Genomic DNA, 21,997 nt, shown 5'->3' with positions numbered 1-21,997 from the left:
AGTAAAAGCCAATAAATAAATAAATTACACTTTATTAACTTTTAATATGTTTTAATATTTTTAGTGCATCCTAGATATCGGCATAGTTCGCTAAAAGCAAGCATAGCCTTTCTAACGCGCTAAACTTTTGGCTGTAGAAAAAGCATTTCTGACTCGCTGCCCTTGGCTCCTCTGCGCTTTGTAGAAAAGTCCCGGCAAAAACAGGGCTAACTTTTGTTGAGTAAATTACTATGTTACAATCAGCTCCAATAATAATTAAGTTTTAAAACCGGCTTTAACCTCACGCTCAATTCCCTTGCGCTCCCTAGAATAACAATGACTATCAACTTAGCTGGCTATCAATTCGTTGAAACCCTCCACAGCGGGATAAGAACTTCAGTCGATCGCGCTCGGAAGGATTCGGACCTTTCCAGCGCGATCGTCAAAACGCTAAAGGCTGAGTATCCCACTCTTTCAGACATCACCCGCTTGCGGCACGAATATCAAATTCTGCAGAGCTTGAACGTAGAATCGATTGTCAAAGCCATTAGTTTAGAAAGCTATAAAAACGGTTTAGCACTGATATTAGAAGATTCCGGCTCCGAGTCTCTAAACAATTGGATGAAGGGTCAAGAACTCACAATCATTCAATTTATTTCTTTGGGTCTCCAGCTTGTCTCTGCCTTAGCAGAACTCCACAAACATAACATTATTCATAAAGATGTAAAGCCACAAAATATTATCATCAACCCAGCCACTGAAAAAGTTAAAATTATTGACTTCAGCATCGCTTCGCGCTTGGAGCGAGAAAATTCGACACTCAGCCATCCAGACTTGCTCGAAGGTACCCTGGCTTATATGTCGCCAGAACAAACGGGCAGAATGAATAGGTCAATTGACTACCGCACTGATTTTTATTCACTAGGCGTTACTTTCTATGAAATGCTCACAGGCGAGTTGCCCTTTAATTCCACAGACCCGCTGGAATTGGTACACAGCCATATTGCCAAAACTCCCATTCCCCCTCACCAGCTAAATCCTGAAATCCCACCACAAATTTCAGCGATTGCGATGAAGTTATTAGCTAAAAATGCTGAAGACCGCTACCAAAGCACTGAGGGACTAAAATTTGACTTAGAAACTTGCTTGATAAAGCTACAGGCTAGCGGATATATTTCCAATTTTGTTGTTGGAAGTGCGGATAAAGCAGGGCAATTAAATATACCGCAAAAGCTCTACGGTCGCGACCAAGAAATTGAAAAACTTCTAGAAACTTTCGATCGCGTTGCCAGTGGCACCACCGAATTAATGCTGGTTTCCGGTTATTCCGGGATAGGCAAAACAGTGTTAGTCAATGAAGTTCACAAACCCATTGTGCGGCAACGAGGCTATTTTATTGCGGGGAAATTTGACCAGTTCAAACGCAATATTCCTTATGCTTCCCTCATTCAAGCATTCCAATCCTTAATTCAGCAACTTCTAACCGAAGGCGAAGCAGAAATCCAAACTTGGAAAGAAAAACTGTTATCCGCTTTAGGCGATAACGGACAAGTCATCATAGATGTTATCCCTGAAGTCGAATTAATTATTGGCAAACAGCCACCCGTAGCAGAATTAGGGGCAACTGAAGCTCAAAATCGTTTCAGTCGCGTGTTTAAACAATTCATTGGCGTATTTACAACTATTGATCATCCCTTAGTTATCTTCCTCGATGATTTGCAGTGGGCGGATTCGGCATCGTTGAAATTAATTGAATTGCTAATAACTGATTCTGATAGCAAGTATTTATTGCTGATTGGAGCGTATCGAGATAACGAAGTTTCTCCAACTCATCCAACCATTCAAACGATTGACAAAATTCGCCAAACTGGTGCGACGGTGAATAATATTGTCCTTCAACCATTACACCTGGTTCATGTCGAAGAATTAATTGCGGATACCTTAAATGAATCTGGCGGTTCGGAATCCCTGTCTGTAAAGACGCGAAATTTTGCGTCTCTACTTTTTAATAAAACGCAGGGCAATCCTTTCTTCTTAAGTCAACTCCTCAAAACTCTCTATCAAGAAGATTTGTTGACTTATAACTTCACCCCCCTAGTTCCCCCTTACCAAGGGGGGATAAAGGGGGGTTGGCAATGGAATATCGAGCAAATTCAAGCAATCGGCATCACCGATTACAATGTTGTCGAACTGATTGCTAGAAACATACGCAAATTGCCAGAATATACACAAAAAGTATTAAAACTTGCTGCTTGTATTGGCAACACTTTTAACTTAGAAGTTTTGGCGATTGTCAATCAGGAATCATCCTTAGTCACGGCGGCGCAATTGTGGGAAGCTCTTCAAGCTGGGTTGATTTTACCTTTGAGCAATGAATACAAAATTCCCCTCGTATTTAGTCAGGAAGAATCTGGCGGTTTTACCTTAACTGATGTGAAGGTTGACTACAAGTTTTTACATGACCGAGTGCAGCAAGCTGCCTATTCTTTGATTCCCGATGAACAGAAAAAAGAGACTCACTTAAAAATCGGTCAACTGCTGCTGCAAAGTACAACGCCAGAAGACCGAAAAGAAAATATTTTCGCTTTAGTTAACCAACTCAATTATGGTACTGACTTACTTACCACTGAATCCCAAAAATATGAACTCGCCCAATTGAATCTGATTGCAGGTCAGAAAGCGAAAGCTGCTACAGCCCACGATTCCGCCGTCAAATATTTGCAAGTGGGTTTATCTCTGCTAGCGGTAGATAGCTGGGAGACTCGGTATGAACTGACATTAAGGCTGCATGAGGAAGCAGCAGAATCAGCATATTTGAGTGGTGATTTTGACGGAATGCAGACATTCGTTGAGATAGTACAAAACTGCGCCAAAACGCTATTGGAAATAGTAAAAGTGTACGAAGTCCAGATTCAAGCTTATATGGCGCAGAACAAGCTGATCGAAGCATTAAATACGGGGCTGCAAGTCTTACAGCGGTTGGAGGTAGAGTTTCCCAAATCGCCAAACCCATCTGATATTGGACAGGCGCTGGGGGAAACTGCGGCAATTTTGAGTGGCATCCGAATTGAGGACTTACTCGATCTCCCTGAAATGACAGATCCTTATCAATTAGCAGCGATCAGGATTTTGTCAAGTATATTTTCTGCTTGCTATTCTGGGATGCCCGTACTGGTACCTTTAACAGTGTGCAAACAGGTCGATTTATCCGTTCAATATGGCAATGCTTCTGTGTCTCCCTTTGCATATGCGGTATATAGTCTTCTTCTTTGTGGTGCGGTAGGAGATATTGAGCGGGGCTATGAATTGGGCCAATTAGCTTTACGTCTAGTGTCAAAGTTAAATGCCAAAGAAATCGAAGTCAAGACTTGCCACTTAGTGTATGCAGCCGTTCAACATTGGAAAGAACACGTCCGGAATACCTTAGAACCTTTCCTGTCAGCTTTCTCTAGCGGGCTAGAAACTGGAGATTTAGAATATGCTGGTTATGCCGTCATGGTGTGGAGTCATTACTCGTTTTTTGTTGGCAAGCAACTAATGCAACTCGAACGAGAGATAGCAACTTACACAGATGCCCTTGATAAAATCCGCCAAGAAACAGCGCTTAATAATACAAAAATCTGTTGGCAAGCCGTCTTAAACATGGTGGGAAGAAGCCAAAATCTAGACCAGTTAAAGGGGGAAGCCTACGACGAAGAGGAAATGCTGCCCCTACTTCAGCAAACCAACAACCAACTAGCAATTCATTACTTATACTTGCACAAACTTGCGCTTTGCTATGTGTTTGAGAATTACCAGGAAGCCTTAAAAAACATCCCTCAAGTAGAAAGTTCTTTCGGATCATCTACAGGGCAGCTAACTGTTGTTATCTTCTATTTCTATGATTGTTTAGTACGGCTAGCTGTGTATTCTGAAAGTTCGCATTCCGACCAACAGGATATTCTTAAGCGAGTACAAGCTAATCAAGAAAAGTTGCAAAACTGGGCACATTATGCACCAATGAATCATCTGCATAAATTCTATTTAGTAGAAGCAGAACGGCATCGTGTTTTAGGCAAAAAAGTAGAAGCGATCGAGATGTACGACAAAGCGATCGCTCTTGCTAAAGAAAACGAGTACGTCAACGAAGAAGCACTAGCTCACGAACTCGCTGCTAAATTTTATTTTTCATGGGGTAAAGAAAAGATTTCCCGCACCTACATGACCGATGCTTATTATGCCTATATGCGCTGGGGAGCTTTAGCTAAAGTTAAACATCTAGAAGAAAAATACCCGAAATTAATAGCGCGATCGCCTGTGGTCACCGAAACCCCTTTCGACCCTACGAGGACAATTCCTCCTTTGACCATTACAGGCGGTCAAACAGAGTTGCTCGACTTGGCAACTGTAATGAAAGCATCTAGTGCCATTTCTAGCGAAATTGTTCTACCTAACTTGCTCACCAAGTTAATGAAAATTTTGATAGAAAACGCAGGTGCTGAAACTGGATCGCTTATTCTCTCAAAAGAGGGTCAACTTGTTATAGAAGCGGCGGGGACTAAAGATCAAGTCCGAGTGCTAGAATCTTTACCAGTATCAACTTCTGGGCAAGTGCCTATCTCGGTACTTAATTACGTCACCAGAACTCAGAAAGATGTCGTTTTAAATGATTCGGGCCGCGAGGAAATCTTTAACGCCGACCCCTACATTGCCCAACACAAACCAAAATCAATTTTGTGTGCGCCTATCCTATATCAAGGTAAGTTAAGTGCCATCCTGTACCTAGAAAACAACGTGATTGCTGGCGCTTTCACGCCGAAGCGGGTTGAAGTGTTGCGGATGCTATCGGGACAAGCTGCGATCGCCTTAGAAAATGCCAACCTCTATCACACTTTAGAAGTCAAAGTAGAAGAGCGAACCGAGGAATTAAAATCCAAAAATATGCGCCTAGAAGTAGAAATTCAAGAGCGACAGCAAGCCGAGCAAGCGGCCGAAGCCGCCAACCGCGCCAAAAGCCAATTTCTCGCCAATATGAGCCACGAACTCCGCACACCGCTCAACGGTATTTTAGGTTATACCCAAATCCTCAAACGAGATACAGGTTTAAGCAGTCAGCAAATTTCTGGTATTAATATCATTCATCAGTGTGGCGAACACCTCCTAACTCTGATCAATGACGTTTTAGACCTCTCCAAAATCGAAGCCGGAAAAATGGAACTCTACCTCACCGAGTTTCACCTGTCAGACTTTCTCCAAGGCATTACTGAAATCTGCCAGATTCGCGCCCACCAGAAGGGAATCTCTTTGATTTACGAACCGCTAACTCCACTTCCCACTTGCGTCCGAGCCGATGAAAAAAGGTTGCGGCAAATTCTCATCAACTTACTCGGCAATGCCATAAAATTTACCGAAAAAGGAGGCGTTAGTTTTAAAGTAGACAGGCTGGAGACTCAGCAATCTTTGTCATCACCAATCGCCAATCCCCAATCCCTAACAGCGAAATTTATTTTCCAAGTAGAAGATACAGGCATTGGCATCGCGCCCGACGAACTCTCAAAAATATTTTTGCCCTTCGAGCAAGCCAGCGGTTCAGTTAGCCAGATAGAGGGGACAGGATTAGGGCTGCCAATTAGTCGCCAATTAGTGGAGATGATGGGCGGCGAACTGAAAGTACAAAGCTCTTTAGGTAAAGGCAGTATTTTCTGGTTTGAGTTAGAGTTGCCTATTACCGAAAGCTGGGAAGGGTATCAAAAAGAACCTGAAAAAATTATTAGGGGTTTCTCAGGCGATCGGCGGAAAATTTTAGTCGTTGACGATCGCTGGCAAAATCGCTCTGTCCTAGTTAATCTTTTAGCTCCCATTGGGTTTGAATTAATGGAGGCAACGGACGGTCAAGACTGCGTGAATAAAGCGCTGTTATTTCAACCTGACTGTATTATAATTGACTTAGTAATGCCAGTGATGGACGGCTTTGAAGCGGTGAGGCGGCTCAGAAAAATCCCTCCATTGAAGGATGTAATCGCGATCGGAACTTCTGCTAGCATTTTATCCGGCGATCCCCACAGCATTTTGCATGCTGGTTGCAACGCTTTTCTCCTCAAACCAATTCGGGCAGAAAAGTTATTAGAATGCTTGGGCAACCATTTAGGTTTAGAATGGATTTATGAAGAGCGAACAACTTTCAGTTCAGAAGGTATCTTCACCGAACTCCCTTCCCAAATCCAAGACCAACCACTGATTGCTCCCCCTTCGGAAGAAGTTGCAGTCCTGTTCGATTTAGCGATGAAAGGTGAACTACTCAGTATTGAGAAGCGAGCCAGCAAGCTGAAGGCAATAGATATGCGTTATGCACCTTTTGCCAATCAGTTGCTTGAATTAAGCAAAAACTTTGAAGAAGACAAATTAGTAGAATTTGTTCAACAGTTTAGATGAGGACTAAAAATGACTAGCGAATCTTTAGACAGAGGCACCATTTTAATTGTGGATGATACGCCCACTAATCTGGGTTCAGTATTGGATTTTTTGAGCGCCTCTGGCTTCACTGTTTGGGTAGCTCGCAGTGGGTCTAGCGCTCTCAAAAAAGTGCAATATTCCCAGCCTGATTTAATTTTGTTGGATGTTCTGATGCCAGAGATGGACGGATTTAAAACCTGTCAAAATCTGAAAGCGAATGACTTAACTAAAGATATCCCAGTCATTTTTATGACCGCGCTGGACGATACAGAAAGCAAAGTCCAAGGCTTTAATGTGGGCGGAGTTGATTATATCACTAAGCCCATTCAACAGGAAGAAGTTTTAGCTCGGGCTATCACGCACCTGAATCTGCGAAATCTAACTAAAAAGCTTCAGGCGCAAATTGTCGAACGCGAGCAAGCGCAAGCCGACCTACAAGTTTTAGCACAAGAGCTAGAGACGCGAGTAGAACAGCGCACCGCTGAACTTTCCCAAACGAATGAACGCCTCAAGCAGGAGGCTGCTGAACGCAAGCTTGCAGAAGCAGCTTTGCAAGCATCGGAAGCGCGAGAGCGGCACAAAGCCCTACAGCTCGAAAATTCCCTGCACGAACTCAAGCACGTGCAAAGCCAGCTCATTCAGAGCGAAAAAATGTCAGGGTTGGGCCAACTCGTGGCTGGCGTAGCTCATGAAATCAATAATCCAATTAATTTTATTTATGGAAATCTTTCCTATGCTCTGGAATATTCAAAAGCTTTGGTCACTATCCTTGACCTCTACGAAAAGCACTATCCTCATCCGCCTCAAGATATACAAGCAGAAATCGTGGCAAGCGAGCTAAATTATCTCAAAGACGACTTGCCTAAATTGTTCAAATCTATGTACTTAGGAGCCGATCGCATCCGCGAAATCGTTTTATCTTTGCGCCTCTTCGCACGGCAAGAAGGATATGAAATGAGAGCGGTTAACCTTCACGAAGGCATGGACAGCACGCTGATGATTTTACAGAGCCGGCTAAAATTTAACTCAGACCGCCCCTCGATTGAAGTGGTGCGGGACTATTGCCCAAACCTGCCCGAAGTGGACTGTTATGGGGGAGAAATGAATCAGGTATTTATGAATGTACTTGCAAATGCGATCGATGCTATTGACGAGTGGAACACCCAGAGAGCGCTAGAAGAAATTAAAGCGAATCCTAGCGTGATTCGGATTAGCACAGAAATAACCAGCAACAATTACGTAGCTGTCCGAATTGTGGACAATGGGCCAGGGATATCGGAAGAGGTTCGTCGCCACGTATTTAACCCGTTTTTTACGACAAAACCCCCCGGTAAGGGCACAGGGATTGGGTTGTCGATTAGCTGGCAAATTGTAGTGGAAAAACACCGGGGAAGCTTGGGGTGTATTTCTGCACCAGGCGGGGGAACAGAGTTTATTATTGAGATTCCGATTCGGCAGGAGTCTCCTGTCTTGTCGCTGTCAGCTTGATAGAATGTCGGGTATCTTCATCTATAATGGTGCGCTGTGATGGGCAATCGCGGGGTTTCTGCGATTGCCCATCACAGCGCACCATTACCAACAAGAAAATTCGGGTGTGTACGTAGCGGTGTAGGTAACACCTAACTAACTGTCCGAAGATTCATCGGATTGTGGCTGTTTGTGAGTATCTTTTTCCCCGGCAATAAATCCTTCTGTATCCTGCTTTAATTCTGATACAAGTGCGCCTCGATCACGCCAAGCTTCGGCATTATCAGGCTTGATGGCAATAGCTTGATCGTAAGCTGCCATTGCTTCCTCGTACCGCTTTAATTCAGACAAGACTATCCCCAGATGACGCCAAGCGTCGTAGGAGTCTGGCTTAATAGCAATTGCTTTCTCATAAGCTGCGATCGCTTCTTCATTGCGCTGCAATTTTGCCAATGATTCGCCTTTACAAAACCAAGCTTCGTAACACTCGGAATTAAGGGTAATTGCGGATTCGTAAGAGGCAATTGCTGCTTCGTGCTGCGACAGTTTGTCGAAAGCTGCACCTCGGTTGTGCCACACTTCAAAATCCTGCGGTTTAATCGCTATTGCTTTGTCGTAGGATTCGATCGATTCTTGATATCGCTGCATTTTTCCGAGCACAGCGGCTCTATTGTACCAAACTTCGTGTTTGTCGGGCCGGATGCCGATCGCCCGATCGTAAGAATCAATAGCATCGCTGTAGCGGAGGAGTCTCCACAGCATATTGCCTCGATTGTACCAAGTTTCGTATCTGTTGGGATTGAAAGCCAGAGCCCGATCGTAAGAATCAACTGCTGTTGCGTACTGCTGTACTTTGGCCAGCATCGCACCCCGGTTGTGCCAAATTTCACTGTCGGTTGCTTTGATAGCGAGGGCGCGATCGTAACTGGCGATCGCTTCTTCGTAATGCTGCAATTGACCCAACAAAGCCGCTATACTGTGCCAACAAGCGTATTTTCGGGATTCACTCGAACTTGCTCGCTCGTAACAGGCGATCGCCTCTTCGTACTGCTGCAATTTGGCCAGCAAATGCGCTTTATTATACCATGCTTCGTAGTTATCCGGTTTAATCGATATTGCTTGGTCGTAACAGGCGAGTGCTTCTTCCAGGCGCTGCAATTTTATTAACACATTTCCGCGCCAATACCAAGCCTCATTCAAAAATTTATTCGCTAAAACAGCTTTTTCCAAACATACTAATGCCTCATCATAATTGCCTTGAAAATAAAGCCCTTCGGCTTGCTTGATATAATCGTCAGCAATCAAATTTTCGTTGCTAGCAGGTGCAGTTTGCGAATTTTGGGAATTGTTTAATGCCGGTTGAGGTGCGATTTTGAGAGCTTCTTTGGCAACAACTGCGGGAACTTGGGCAATTTCTTCAACAATTTGAGATTTTTTCTCGTCAACTTCTGTCCGCAAAACTTGCAAGTGCATGATAAATTGAGATTTGAGAGTCTCAATTTGCTCGACGGAAGATTTGGAAAGTTCAGTTTCTCTAGTTAAAAAATCAATAGATTGTTTAGCCGCACTCATTTGCGCTTCTAATTCATTCCTCAACTTTTGAGTCAGTTGGCTAGAATTTATGAGTTCTGATTCCAATACACCAATGCCTTGCAATCGTTTATTGGCATCAGCAACCAAGTGTTTGATGATCAGCCGTCGCATCATCCAAAAAAAGGCAATTGTTACTGGTGGAAATACAGTCCCAAGAATTAGTAAAATATTGAGCAGAGTTAGGGTACTATTAAAACCATATCCAGATTCAGAACTGCCACCAGACGGGGAAATAAAAGCGAAAACATCGCGAACTTGAGGATTGGTTTCAACCCCCGTTTCGATTAATTTAGACAGCCAGGTTTCTTGTAAAGATTTTGTTAGTTCATCGCCGGATGCAGCAGGAGTATTCGCCTTGGTTTTTGCACTACCAGATACATCGGGTTGAGCGGCCGCTACCAGCAAACCTGTCGGCGATTTTACAGCAATTCGCGGGGAAAATTGTTCGTAGGCGATCGTCTCAGGCTCGCTAATTGACTCAGCCCGACGGGATGCGGTAGTTTTTGAGAAAAATTGTTCGTGAGCGATCGTCTCAGGCTCGCTAATTGACTCAGCCCGACGGGATACGGTAGTATTTGGGGAAAATTGTTCGTGGGCGATCGTCTCAGGCTCACTAATTGACTCAGCCGGACGCGATTCAGTATTATTTACAGCATCAACAAAGTTGCTAGCTTGCGGTGTCTGAGGAGAAATAGGAGGTGCAGCAGGATTGGTGCTAGTATTAGCAGTTAAATTCTGGGATGCGAGGGCGGCCAGAGTCAAGAGAGCTAGATTAGAGACGCGCATAAACGTCAACTCATTTAGGAGAAATTGGTGCTTGGTTGTCAGCGATCGGGCGATCGACCTCATACTCTCAGCAGTTAGAATAGCTGACATGAGGAATGCTGACTTACTATCTCCAAAATACGCGCGCAGCCTGACTTTTCAGGAAAAGTGCCAATAATTCTGGCTGTGGAACTTTTGTCCAAAAATATATTCTCGCACCTAATCCGGTTGAATAACCCTCGAAATCATCGGGGCGGGTTTACCAATCTGCACAATTAGCCCAATATCCGGGTGAACCCGCCCCAACAGACCCAATTTTTAGCTTTAAACCCTAGCTACAATTGCTTCTGGCTGCTGACGTTCAGCCGCCACTTCCTCTAAATCAGCACCGAAAATTTCACAGCTATTATTCGGACTTTCAATCAGCTTAATCTTGTGCAACTCTGCGCCCAATTCCCGAACGGGTGATCGCAATAATTGCCCGATCCGAACAGCAATATTCTCCGCAGTCGGCACAACATTCTCAAAATAAGCAATATCCTTATTTAAAAAAGTGTGATCGAACGGTTCAACCACATAATCGTCAATAGCTTTTTGCAAAGCTCCCAAATCAGCAATCATGCCAGTCCGCGCATCAATTTCCCCTTTAACAGTCACCTCTAAATGATAATTGTGACCGTGACCGTTGGGACGAGCACATTTGCCGTAAACTTCCGAGTTTTCTTCAAAGCTCAAATCGGGACGAGCCAACCGATGGGCGGCACTAAAATGAGTGGACAAAGTTAAATAAGCTTCCATTCCGTTTCCTAAATATTCAGCCCAAAGTTCGGGATGTTCAAACAATTGAATTTTGCTCAGAGGTAAATGAGGGGCTAGCCGCAGCCAAATTTGCCGTGCTATGTTTTCGGTAGTTGGCAGAGTCTGCTCAAATTCCGGCCACGCTTCGTTGAGAAAGGAAAAATCGAGATCCTTGATAACTTCCCGCTTGATGACGTGCTTGACATCAGACAGGTTGAGCACCATGCCGTACTCGTCGAGTTCGCCTATCATGGAAACGTAAATGACGTAATTGTGCCCGTGTCCCGGTGCGCGGGCAGTTGGGCCAAACCGCTCAAAGTTCTCGGCTTCGCTTAACTCCGGCAGCCAGTACCGGTGACTCGCCGAAAACTGTGCCCGACGATTGATGATGCACTGCATAAAAGTCAATTAGGGTAAGCTTGTTAAGTTCTGTAAAGGACTCGCTTCTTAAGGATAAACTAATTTTTGCTGGAATTTTTCAATAATTTGAGGGTGCTGTCAATGAATTTCTACCAATTTTCCAGATATTGGCAACAAGTCGCCGATCGATCGCGCTGCGGGGCCCATTTTACGCCACAACACAGATATCCGGCAGAAAATACCGCTACAAAATAGTTTTTCGCCATCAGTTACTAACCCATCAGTTACGAGTCTTTGAGAGAGTGGGTGAAGCTGAGCTATTCCGTTGGCGAAGCGTTCCCGAAGGGTAGGGAATCGATTTTTTTGCCACACAGGAGACTCCACAGTTCGAGTTTTTCGCCTAAGCTCTGCAATAGTTAGCCGTTGGCAGTTCAGTTGCTCTCAAAACTAATCACCAATTACCCATTACCCAATATTAATGAATTCGATTACTGCACGAGCCGATCGCTTTTTTGAACATTTCTGGGGTGCGATGACAACCCCGCTATTCTATATCGGGGACACTCATCTGTCCATCAGTGCGATCGTCAAACTGATAATCTTAGCTATATTTGCCTTGATTATAGCTAAGATTATCAGTGAAGGAATCAAGCGCAGCGTGCTAGTTAGGATGAGATTGGATCGCGGTAGTCGAGAAGCAATTTCTACGATCATTAGCTATATTTTAGCCACTATTGGCTGTATATTCGTCCTGCAAGGTTCCGGCATCAACCTCACTTCTCTCACCGTCTTAGCTGGGGTTGTCGGCATTGGTTTCGGCTTCGGCTTGCAAAATCTCGCCAGTAACTTTATCAGCGGGCTCACCCTGCTATTCGAGCACCAAATTAGAGTCGGAGACTTTATTGAAATAGACAAGTTATTAGGAACAGTAGAAACAATTTCTATCCGCTCTACCATTATTAAAACAATTGACGGTCTATTTGTAATCATACCAAATATTAAGTTTGTCGAAACTAATATTATTAACTGGAGTTACAGAGACCCCAGATGTCGCCTCCACATTCCCATCGGCGTTGCTTACGGATCTGACCCCGTAATAGTTACGGAAGCGCTGTTAATTGCGGCTCGGATGGAGTCGAATGTTCTGTCCCATCCTTCTCCTAAAGTATGGTTTCACGGTTTTGGAGATAATGCTTTAAATTTTGAACTTTTGGTTTGGATTGACCAGCCACAGGAAAGCGATGCTATTAAAAGCGCGGTAAATTTTTTAATAGATTACGAATTGCGCCACCGAAATATCGAAATTCCCTTTCCCCAACGGGATTTGTGGCTGCGAAACCCGCAAGAGTTAACTCAACTTTTTCACAATAACAAAGATGATAATTCCAACGGAAAAATTTTTCCGCAAGATGCCAAACATTCAGCAGATTTACAATCTAATCCCACCCTTTCTGAACCTAAAAATCCAGCGCCTAAATCCCCCAACAATTGGACGCTGCGAGATTTGTTGAGGCGAGTAACTTATTTTGAACAGTGTACGGATTTAGAACTGCGACAGTTGATTGAATACGGCTACCGACAACTGTTTCCAGCAGGACAGGTTGTATGTAAAGAGAATGACCCTGGCGATTCTTTTTATATTATTCTTTCGGGGACTGTAGAAGTTCTTTCTCAAAAAGCCGGTCAGTATATTGCTACGCTTCACGAGGGCGAGTTTTTTGGGGAAATATCTTTGCTGTTGGGAACTCCGAGAACGGCGACTGTTAAAACTAGCGAAGATGCAATTTTGTTTGTGGTGGAACGCCACGACTTGCAAAAACTTTTAAGAGAACAACCCAATTTAGCAGATCAGATTGCTCAAAAATTGTCGGAACGCCAGCAAGCTTTGAGAGATTTGGGATTGTTAGATGGCGACTCTCTGGAACAAACTCCTTTTATTAAAATTCGCAAGCGAATTCAAGTTCTTTTTGGAATTTGAAAGAAGGAAGTTCGGCAACGAGCAATGTACAATATGTAACGGATGTCAGGAAGAAGGAAGAGGGAAGAGGGAACAATCTGCTTTTTTAACTTTTAATTTTTAATTCATCCTGCGCTTCCCGCCGCAGTCTAGCGGCAATTCTAAACAGTTCTTGACCAGTGTGCAAGTGGCGATCGTCATAATTGAGGGTAAATAGCTGCAATTCTTCTATTCCGTCTCCGACTTGATTGATGCAGTAGTAGAGATGGGCCGCAACTCCGGCTACATTAGATGGATTGGGCATTGATGTAAGAAAGTTATGAGCTTTTTTGAGGAACTCGCGGCTGGTTTCGATATAAAGTTGAAACTTTTCTATCAGTTCGTCATCAAACGGATCTGCTGACAATTCGTCTATTTCTTTTTTAAGTGGCTTCAAGATGCTGTTGAGCATTTTATTAACTGGTTTGTATACTTTAATCAACCACTGTTCCATTTGTTCATCAGCGTCCCTAGCTGTTTGTTTTTGCTGGCGGCTGACGTTTGGTGCGCTGGGTGATTGCTGTTGAGTTTCCTGGGAAAGTTGGCGATCGTAAGATTGTCTGTGCTGGGTGTCTCCTAATATTTCATAGGCTGCATTGAGGCGGACAATTTCTTCGTGACCCGCTGTGTCGCTGCGGCTGTCGGGGTGAAATAATTTGACTAAACGGCGGTATGCTTGTTTAATCTCGGCTTGTGTTGCGGTTGGGCTAATTTTTAGGGTTTTGTAGTGATTGGTAACGGAAGACACGCTCTTATTTCCTTGAACTCTAGATAATCTGTGAAAAAGTGCTTGACAAAAATATCATGATTTGCTATTATTTTAATAATTTATCTGATATAAATGTCAAAAATTGTCAGTAAAAAACGTCAGTTTTAAACTTATCATAAATCTATTTTAGAAAAACATTGAGGCTTTGGAAGTGGTAAGCCGATCGACATTGAGGACTCCTATAGCGCTCCTCCCGCCAACCGTTAGCTCCTTCTTTTCTTGTATCTTCCCTTGCCACAACAGCGCTCAGCCCCCGCTTCGTTAACACGCCCAAAGCGGTTCAAAAAAAGCGCATTCAAAAATTCGGCATCTTTCGCGATCGAGAAAGCTACAATCTATCGCCATTCTTTAATCTACTAAAAAGCAAAGCAGAGCGTAAAGTCTACGCCCAGCTTTGTGTTTCTGCGACTTGGGCTGGAGGTTAGCCTAGTTGATGGCCATCGCCAGATTGAGTTCTGGATCTTGGAACAAGGGAGTGCTGAGATAGCGTTCGCCGAAGCTAGGCTGAATCATCACAATCAATTTCCCTGCATTTTCGGGACGCTTGCCGACTTTCACCGCCGCACATAGTGCCGCACCGCTGGAAATACCCGACAAAAGTCCTTCTTCTCTGGCTAAGCGACGGCCATAGGCGATCGCGTCATCATCCGTAACAACTATAATTTCGTCTATCGAATCCACATTCAGCACCGGCGGCACAAAACCAGCACCGATACCTTGAATTTTGTGAGGCCCGGGCTTTCCGCCCGACAGTATCTGACTGTTGGCCGGCTCAACGGCGATCGCCTTAAACTCGGGTTTCCGGGACTTAATCACCTCTGCCACGCCCGTAATCGTACCGCCAGTGCCGACTCCCGAAATCAGGAAATCCACCTCGCCGTCTGTATCTTCCCAAATTTCCTCAGCCGTTGTCGAACGGTGAACCTGCGGGTTCGCTGGATTCCGAAACTGCTGTAACATATACGCATTGGGAGTTTTGTCCACAATCTCTTGAGCGCGGCGGATGCAGCCACTCATGCCCTCAATTCCCGGAGTCAGTTCTAGTTGCGCCCCGTAAGCGCGCAACATTGATCGGCGTTCCGTGCTCATCGTATCCGGCATCGTCAAAATCAACTGGTAGCCCTTAGCCGCCGCCACCATTGCCAGAGCAATTCCGGTATTGCCAGAAGTCGGTTCCACTAAAACAGTTTTACCTGGACTAATCAGCCCTTCGGCCTCTGCTTGATTAACCATATTGACACCGATGCGGTCTTTCACCGATGCTGCCGGATTCATGCCTTCGAGTTTTACCACAATCCGAGCCAAGCAGCCTTCAGCTTGGGGAATGCGGTTGAGTTGCACCAGGGGCGTCCGCCCTACCAATTCTGTAATGTCGCCAGCAATACGCATAATCTTTGTCAGTTTGTGGTTGAAAGTAAATCTTAATTCCTAGTTGGTAATATTTTAACTAGATGTAATACATGATATCGAGCTGCCGTCTGCCATTGCGCTTTTCGCACAGATCCTGTAGCGTATATTTTTGCAAAACTGAGTTGGCAATCGATCGAGCTTCTTGCCAAACTTCCCAAATCACCGCACTTTCTACAGTTTGAGCAGGCGAGTCTTTTTCAGAGCGATCGAACTCTGAGCCCTCGAGACAGTTGATAATTTCTAGGAGGGTAATTTTCCAGGGTTCCCTCGCCAATATATAACCTCCCTTAGCTCCTCGCTGGCTGCGAATCAGCCCGCAGCGTCTCATAGTAGCGAGCAACTGCTCTAAATATCGATCGGGAATATTTTGCTGAGCCGCTATCTGGCGAATTTGCAGAGGCTCACCTTCTTCGTAGCAATCGGCAAGCTCCAGCAAAGCTAAGATTGCGTATTCGCTTTTACAGGAGAGTTCTACCATAATTGCTTCCAATACCAGAATTATCAACTCCGAAGTCAGATGTTAAAATTCTCCTCAATGTTGAGTTCCCAATTCTAACTCCTAACTTTACCTTTTATTATACCCCGGTTTTCCACTGAACTTAATCGACTTTCATCACTTCATCGTTGGAACGATCCGCACTCTCGCTTCTGTGAAACCCAGTTGCTAGTTTTGACTCTCTCTCCACTTCCACGACGGCATTACCTCAAGAAACCGGGTTTCTGCGTCTATGACTAATAATTTTTAATTTTTAATAGATTCTCGGCGGCCCTTTGTCCCGTAAACAAAAAAGCCCTGCAGTAGGCAGGGCTAAACTGGGCATTTAGAGTTGTCAGCAGAGAGGGTATGACCCCCTCCCATGCCTCATCTAACCCGCTCTTAGAACGTGAAAGTAGTTCTCAGAGTACCAATGATGATGTCATCATTACGGTCATCTTGATTAGGATTAGTCACCCAAATCACGCCCGGAGTAACAGAAATGTTGTCCGAAAGCTGAAACTTGTAGAACCCTTCAACGTGATAGGAATCATCGTTGCGGAAGCTTCGCAAACTACTCGAAGCTTCAAGTTTATCCAAGTAAGGCTCACGACCTACCACCAGCCCTAGCAAGTTGCCTTCTTTCCCTAAATCAGGCAAAGCCAAGGTGACAGCGTAGTTCCAGATTTTCGCATCGCCGATGCCGAGAATGCGGGCATTGGTTAAACCGGCCCAGCCACCAAGGATAAATCTCGGGCTCAGTCGCAACGAAGCCTGAGCGCCGTAGGAGTTGGTGACAACTTTGCGAGCACCGAAGCCGTCAAAACCCTCGCTCAAACCGTTGAGAGAATTAGCCACGCCGGTACCGGTGAAACCGCCGAGGTTGTCGATTCCATTTCCCAAACCGTTGTCAAAGCCAAAGTTACCTCGATTAAAGTAACCGTGGTTATAGTTGAAAGCAACTTGCAAGTTGCGTCCAGGAGTAAAAGTCAACTGACCCATCGCGGCGTAGTCGCCGTTCAACAAGCCAGCACCCTTAACCGGACTGGCTGCATTTGACGCCAAATAACCAAATGACAGAGAAGTTGGGCCGAACACGCCGCCCAGTAAGCCCCTGCCGCCAAAGGCATAGTCAAAGCCAATACCTGCGCCACCGCCCAAACGGTAGATGGGGTTACGCTGTCCAAAGGCGCTCAGTGCTCCGTTGCCGCCGTCAAAGTCTTCAAAGTAAGGGTTGACAGTCGGCATAATGTCGTCCCAAACGCCAGCGTTGGCTATCAGGCTAACGTTGAGTCGCTGACCGACGGGGAACTTGTATAACAAGGTGTCGAGGGCAACAACGTTATCGGTTCTGCCGACTACGTTCCAAGTTTGAGTGCCTTCGCTTGTAGCACCAAGGTTGAAGTTGCGACCGTTGCCGACTTGAAGCCTGGTCAGCAGTAAGTCTCTGCCGGTGAAGCTAGTATTTAAATTCAGGCGCACCCGTTGTTGGAAGACAGCTTCGTTGTTGTCGCTGCCTAATCTTCTTTCGTCTCTGCCAAACAAGCCAACGTTGCCACCAAAGTCATCGCTGAGAGCGAAAATTGCTTCCCCAGTCAGCTTAGTAGTGGTGGAGAATTGGTTGGCTTCGAGTTCGGATGTCCGAGCTTCCAGAGCATCGACGCGACCGCGCAGGGTTGCCAGTTCCGCTGCAAATTCTTCTTGGAGCCGTTGGAGGGCTGCCAAGTCATCTCTCGTAGCGAAGTTGCCCGTGCCGCCTCTAATTAGCTCGCTCACTTTGTCTAAGCAAGCATTTAAACCGGCTGCGAATTCGTAGCGAGTCATTGCCCGGTTGCCGCGGAAAGTTCCGTCGGGATAACCGGCAATACAGCCGTAGCGCTCGACTAGGGATTGCAGTGCTTGGAAGGCCCAGTCTGTGGGCCGCACGTCGGAAAGTTGGGAAACAGAGGTAACTTGACCTTGAGTTTCGCCGCCGGCAGCACCTTCGCTGCTGTACTCGTTGAGCTGTTCTAATGTGGCGGCTGGGTTTTGCTCTTGTGGTGCGGCAGTTTGGGCTAAAGATTCAGCCGGTTGTGGCAAACTTTGTTCTGCCGACTCTGCCACTGCCGGGGCTGGAGTTTCTAATTGAACAGCACCGATTTGCTCTGGGAGAGCGGTAGCTGCCGGGGCTGGAATTTCTAGTTGGGCTGCCGGGGCAGAATTTTCTACTGGTTGAGCTACTGTTGGCTCAACTGCGGCTAAAGATTCACTTGTAGGTTGTGATGCCGCTTGGGGCTCTGCCTCAGCAGGGGCTGTGTTTGCTCCGACGATCGCACTTTCAGTTGCAGCCGTGGCCGAATCTTCAATCGCTGCGTGGGTTTCGCTGCCAGCGACTTGGGAAATTTCTTCTACTGGCTCGGAGGCTGCAGTTGTTTCGGAAACAGCAGCTAAAGCATTTAGTTTCGCTTCGGAGGTTTCAGCGGTTTCAGCGTTTGCGACAGCCGGATTGACCGCATCAGCAGCCTGCTGAGCGTCTGCTGCCATCGCGCTCGAAGAAACTACTAGGGTAGCTCCTAAGACTGCTGGGCTGATTAGTAAGTAACTCCACAAAAATTTCGACATATTCACTCTCATCCTCACACCGATTACAGAGAAACTTTTCTAGTCTTCTATGTGGTCAGTCGTTGCTCAACTAGCATACTCTAAAAAGAGACCTAAAATTCACTTTTTCTTTGGATTCTTTTGGGCTGACCGAGTATATAGATGTGACTGACGGCTGCATAAAGCCTGTTTTTAAACCTTTACTCAACGGCGTCAAAACCATACCCGGCTTGGGCTGTGGATTGATTTGACTGCTGACACTAGACAGCGCCCGATCGCCTTATTTACTTTTTAGCACAGCACGCCCGACTCGTCTAGGCTGATTCGACTTTAACCTCCAAGCTGTGCCCGAGGACACTAAAGACTTGGCGATGATCGAACAATTCTAACAAATCAGCGTTGATTTTGTTGTGAGCTGCTTCTTGCCGCAAAATTTTCATCGCTGCCTCTGTTCGCAGAGCTCGCTTGTAGGGGCGATCGCCTGCTGTCAGGGCGTCGTAAATATCGGCGATCGTCATCAATTGCGCTTGAATTGGAATTTCTGACTTGTTTAAACCTCGCGGATAGCCTGTACCGTCGAGTTTTTCGTGATGTCCGTAGGCAATGTCTGGAACATTTTTTAAATCCTTTGTCCAAGGAATTTGTTTGAGAAACTCGTAAGTGTGAATTACATGAGATTCTATTTCCGATCGTTCTTCCGGCGTCAGGTTGCCCCTCGACACCATCAATTGCACGATCTCGTCTGAGTTCAGCAGGGGTTTCCTTGCCCCATCTATATCTCTATAAGTTTGTCGAGCAATCTCTTGCAGTTGAGCTAGGGGTTCTGCTGCCAAAATGTGAGGCTCGTTTGCCTCTAGCAGCACTTCCCAGTATTCTGCTAATCTGGTTTTTGCCTCTGCTAGCTTAGTGTCTAGCTGTTCGATTTCCTGGCACTGAGCGCACTCTGGCTCCTGGGTCGGGTGTTTTCGGTAGGCTGAATGCTCCAGCAAGTATTTATATTTAGACTGGACGCATTCCATTTCCATTGTCCGTTGAGCTAAGCCAAAGCGATGGCGAATGATTTCTAGCTGTGCGGGGTAGAGCTTTTTCTGTTTGGTCAAAACTGCTTCGGGGACTCCAATTTTGCCAAAATCGTGCAGCAGGGCGGCGTAGCGAAGTTCTTGAATTTGGCGGTTGTTAAAGTAAATAGAGCGCAGTTCTCCGCTGCTGACGGTGTTTACTTCTTCTGAAAGGCGTACTGTGAGGGCTGCTACTCGTTCTGAATGGCCGTAGGTACAGGGGTCTCTAGCTTCTATGACTTGCACCGAGGCTTTGACGAAGCCCTCGAACAAATGTTCTATGCTGTCTTGGAGTTGATTCCGCTCGATCGAGATTGCTGCTTGAGAAGCGAGCGATCGAACTATCCTTTCTTCCCACTCCGAATACTGCTGCGTCGATTCCCAGGCATTGTCTGCTGTCAGCACCGTATCTGCCTTTGTTTTGCGGTTGATCAATTGCAGTACACCTATTGTCTCTCCCTGTCGGTTTTGCATCGGCAGTACCATTACCGAGCAAGTGCGGTAATCAATATCCCTGTCAAAACTGGTATCTAGCCGGTAGGGTACGCCGGGGGGTAAGTTGTAGGCATCAGACAGGTTCAAACTTTGACCTGTAATTGCCACGTATCCCGCCAAGCTTTTGTCTGTCAGTGGCAGGGCAAACTCCTTAAACGACAGGCTGGGTTTAGAACCGTTTTGCGCTACCTTGAAGAGCAGCTTAGGTGTTTCGTCGCTGTGATCTACTAAGTAAACACTGCCAGCATCGCTGTAGGTAATTTCTCTACTTTTGGATAAAATTAAGTGTAACAAGTCGCCCAAATCTTGGGCGCTCGACAGAGCCGCGCCAATATCTAAAAGCTTTTCTATCAGATCGGTTTTTTCGGCAGCAGACTCGTTCTTGAACTCTGGCTTTTCAAATACGATCATGGTCGGATGATGGGGAATAGCCTTTTATACATTGAACGTTTGGCCTCTCGACTTTTTAGCACCCGATTCTAACCCCAAGTCGATTTTTTATTTGCGAGCTTTTCTCTAGCGGGGACTCTTGTTGGGCCAGCGGGTACTTTTTTAATCTAGCGTAGAAGAAATCTCTTGGGCTAGCGCAAAGTCTTTCTCAGTTAAGCCTCCGGCATCATGAGTTGTCAAGTTAAGTGTAACTTTGTTATAGGAAATTTCTATGTCGGGGTGATGTGCTGCGGCTTCTGAGGGGGCGACCAACTTATTCACAAAGGCGATCGCTTCGATAAAATCTTTAAATAAACGGGTACAGCGCAGTTGTTTGCCTTCAACCGTCCAGCCTAACAATTGACTGGCGCGCTCTTGAATTTCAGTATTGTTAAGTAGCTCAGCCATATTTTTTCTTTGGGATTAGCAATGGCAGATTAACTGCCCATATGTAGAAACCCTGACCAAAAACTATCCGCTCTCACCAATAGCGTTTAGTCTCAAGTTTTAATACTTAAGATTTAACACTATTTGAGGTGAGAGCGGTCTAGCGGGTCTTCAGATTAGAACCTGACTGCCGGGAGAATCCCTAGCTCAGCCTGGTTCCCCGTGGAAGTCGTTTCCCGTTGGAGACGACGGCTGACTGCTAGTGAGCGGCCCCGGCGCACAGCCGGTAGTTTCCAATCTGATGACCCATGCGTTTACTACTTTCTATCATGGGCATCACCTCCAGGTTTAGCTAAATGGCTTAATATTGGAACGCACATCACCTAAATACAAGATTTAAGGTGATGATTTGTGCGCTAGCCCTTGCCAGCGTTACCGAAAGAACTTGCGTTCTGAGTATCATTCCAGTAGTCACAATTATTAGAATAACACAAGGAATTAGAAGTGGGGGGATGCAAATTGAAATTTTTGTGAGATCAGGGGAAATTACTGCAGCAGCAAGGTCTTCGATCGATCTCTACAGCAAGCGGACGATCGCAGTTTCCGCCATTTGTTTATATTTTCTTCAGAATACGGGCTGTGCGGTTATTAGGCGCATGGCAACTCTGGCGGCGGGGAAAGGTCGATCAATTTCTTGCCAGATAGGAGACTTCACCAGATATAGAAACACGAGTTGTTCTAGCCGCAGGCAGAGTTTGTTTTTGTACAAAATCAACTTTTTTTAGGGCGCTAATTCGATCGAATTCTGGAAACAAAAAGCTCCCGCCACAAGACAGGAGCTTTTTAAGCATTAAGGGTAAAGCCTAAACTGCTTTATCTTACCCTTTTAAAATGTTGGAAATTTTGATATTTCGCGCTGATTACAGAGCGTTACCGCGAGGCAGAACTTCTTCAGGGAAGATGAAGTTTTCGTGGGGTTGGTCTGTCGGAGCCATCCAAGCACG

General features: G+C 45.6%; 12 protein-coding genes. 3 read left to right on the top strand and 9 right to left on the bottom strand.

The features are described from left to right. The first annotated feature begins 315 nt into the window (after nt 1-315). A complete protein-coding gene (locus tag QUA24_RS12860; protein ID WP_333230135.1) occupies nt 316-6,390 on the top strand; it encodes an AAA family ATPase in 6,075 nt (2,024 codons plus the stop codon). A 9-nt stretch (nt 6,391-6,399) separates the two neighbouring features. Next, nucleotides 6,400-7,899: a response regulator gene (locus QUA24_RS12855; protein ID WP_333230133.1), complete on the top strand. Its 1,500-nt coding sequence runs from the start codon at nt 6,400-6,402 to the stop codon at nt 7,897-7,899. A 135-nt stretch (nt 7,900-8,034) separates the two neighbouring features. On the opposite strand, the gene QUA24_RS12850 is transcribed toward QUA24_RS12855, so the two are convergent. From QUA24_RS12850 to QUA24_RS12840, 3 genes are all read right to left on the bottom strand, one after another. Then, nucleotides 8,035-10,347: a tetratricopeptide repeat protein gene (locus QUA24_RS12850; protein WP_333230131.1), complete on the bottom strand. Its 2,313-nt coding sequence runs from the start codon at nt 10,345-10,347 to the stop codon at nt 8,035-8,037. Nucleotides 10,348-10,560: 213 nt separating this feature from the next. Continuing rightward, nucleotides 10,561-11,433, bottom strand: a complete 873-nt coding sequence (locus QUA24_RS12845) for a 6-carboxytetrahydropterin synthase (RefSeq protein WP_333230129.1) — start codon at nt 11,431-11,433, stop codon at nt 10,561-10,563. A 99-nt stretch (nt 11,434-11,532) separates the two neighbouring features. Continuing rightward, nucleotides 11,533-11,766: a hypothetical protein gene (locus QUA24_RS12840; RefSeq protein WP_333230127.1), complete on the bottom strand. Its 234-nt coding sequence runs from the start codon at nt 11,764-11,766 to the stop codon at nt 11,533-11,535. A gap of 106 nt (nt 11,767-11,872) precedes the next feature. Between QUA24_RS12840 and QUA24_RS12835 the strand changes: the two genes are divergently transcribed. Then, the gene (locus QUA24_RS12835) at nt 11,873-13,372 is read left to right on the top strand and encodes a cyclic nucleotide-binding domain-containing protein (RefSeq protein WP_333230125.1); all 1,500 of its coding nucleotides are present in this window, start codon (nt 11,873-11,875) and stop codon (nt 13,370-13,372) included. Between the two features lie 85 nt (nt 13,373-13,457). Here the strand turns inward: QUA24_RS12835 and QUA24_RS12830 are convergent, their stop codons facing one another. From QUA24_RS12830 to QUA24_RS12805, 6 genes are all read right to left on the bottom strand, one after another. Continuing rightward, on the bottom strand, nt 13,458-14,138 hold the full coding sequence (locus QUA24_RS12830) for a J domain-containing protein (RefSeq protein WP_333230123.1): 681 nt from the start codon (nt 14,136-14,138) through the stop codon (nt 13,458-13,460). Between the two features lie 447 nt (nt 14,139-14,585). Next, nucleotides 14,586-15,548, bottom strand: a complete 963-nt coding sequence (cysK, locus tag QUA24_RS12825) for a cysteine synthase A (RefSeq protein WP_333230121.1) — start codon at nt 15,546-15,548, stop codon at nt 14,586-14,588. Between the two features lie 58 nt (nt 15,549-15,606). Beyond that, a complete protein-coding gene (locus QUA24_RS12820; RefSeq protein ID WP_242716025.1) occupies nt 15,607-16,047 on the bottom strand; it encodes an Rrf2 family transcriptional regulator in 441 nt (146 codons plus the stop codon). Between the two features lie 399 nt (nt 16,048-16,446). After that, a complete protein-coding gene (locus QUA24_RS12815; protein WP_333230119.1) occupies nt 16,447-18,645 on the bottom strand; it encodes an iron uptake porin in 2,199 nt (732 codons plus the stop codon). 293 nt (nt 18,646-18,938) lie between these two features. Next, nucleotides 18,939-20,588, bottom strand: a complete 1,650-nt coding sequence (locus QUA24_RS12810; protein ID WP_333230117.1) for an HD domain-containing phosphohydrolase — start codon at nt 20,586-20,588, stop codon at nt 18,939-18,941. A gap of 141 nt (nt 20,589-20,729) precedes the next feature. Beyond that, a complete protein-coding gene (locus tag QUA24_RS12805; protein WP_333230115.1) occupies nt 20,730-21,014 on the bottom strand; it encodes a 4a-hydroxytetrahydrobiopterin dehydratase in 285 nt (94 codons plus the stop codon). Nucleotides 21,015-21,997: the final 983 nt, after the last annotated feature.

This window comes from Microcoleus sp. Pol12B5 (genome assembly GCF_036701335.1).
GTDB lineage: Bacteria > Cyanobacteriota > Cyanobacteriia > Cyanobacteriales > Microcoleaceae > Microcoleus.
This window is presented reverse-complemented; position numbering and strand designations above follow the sequence as displayed.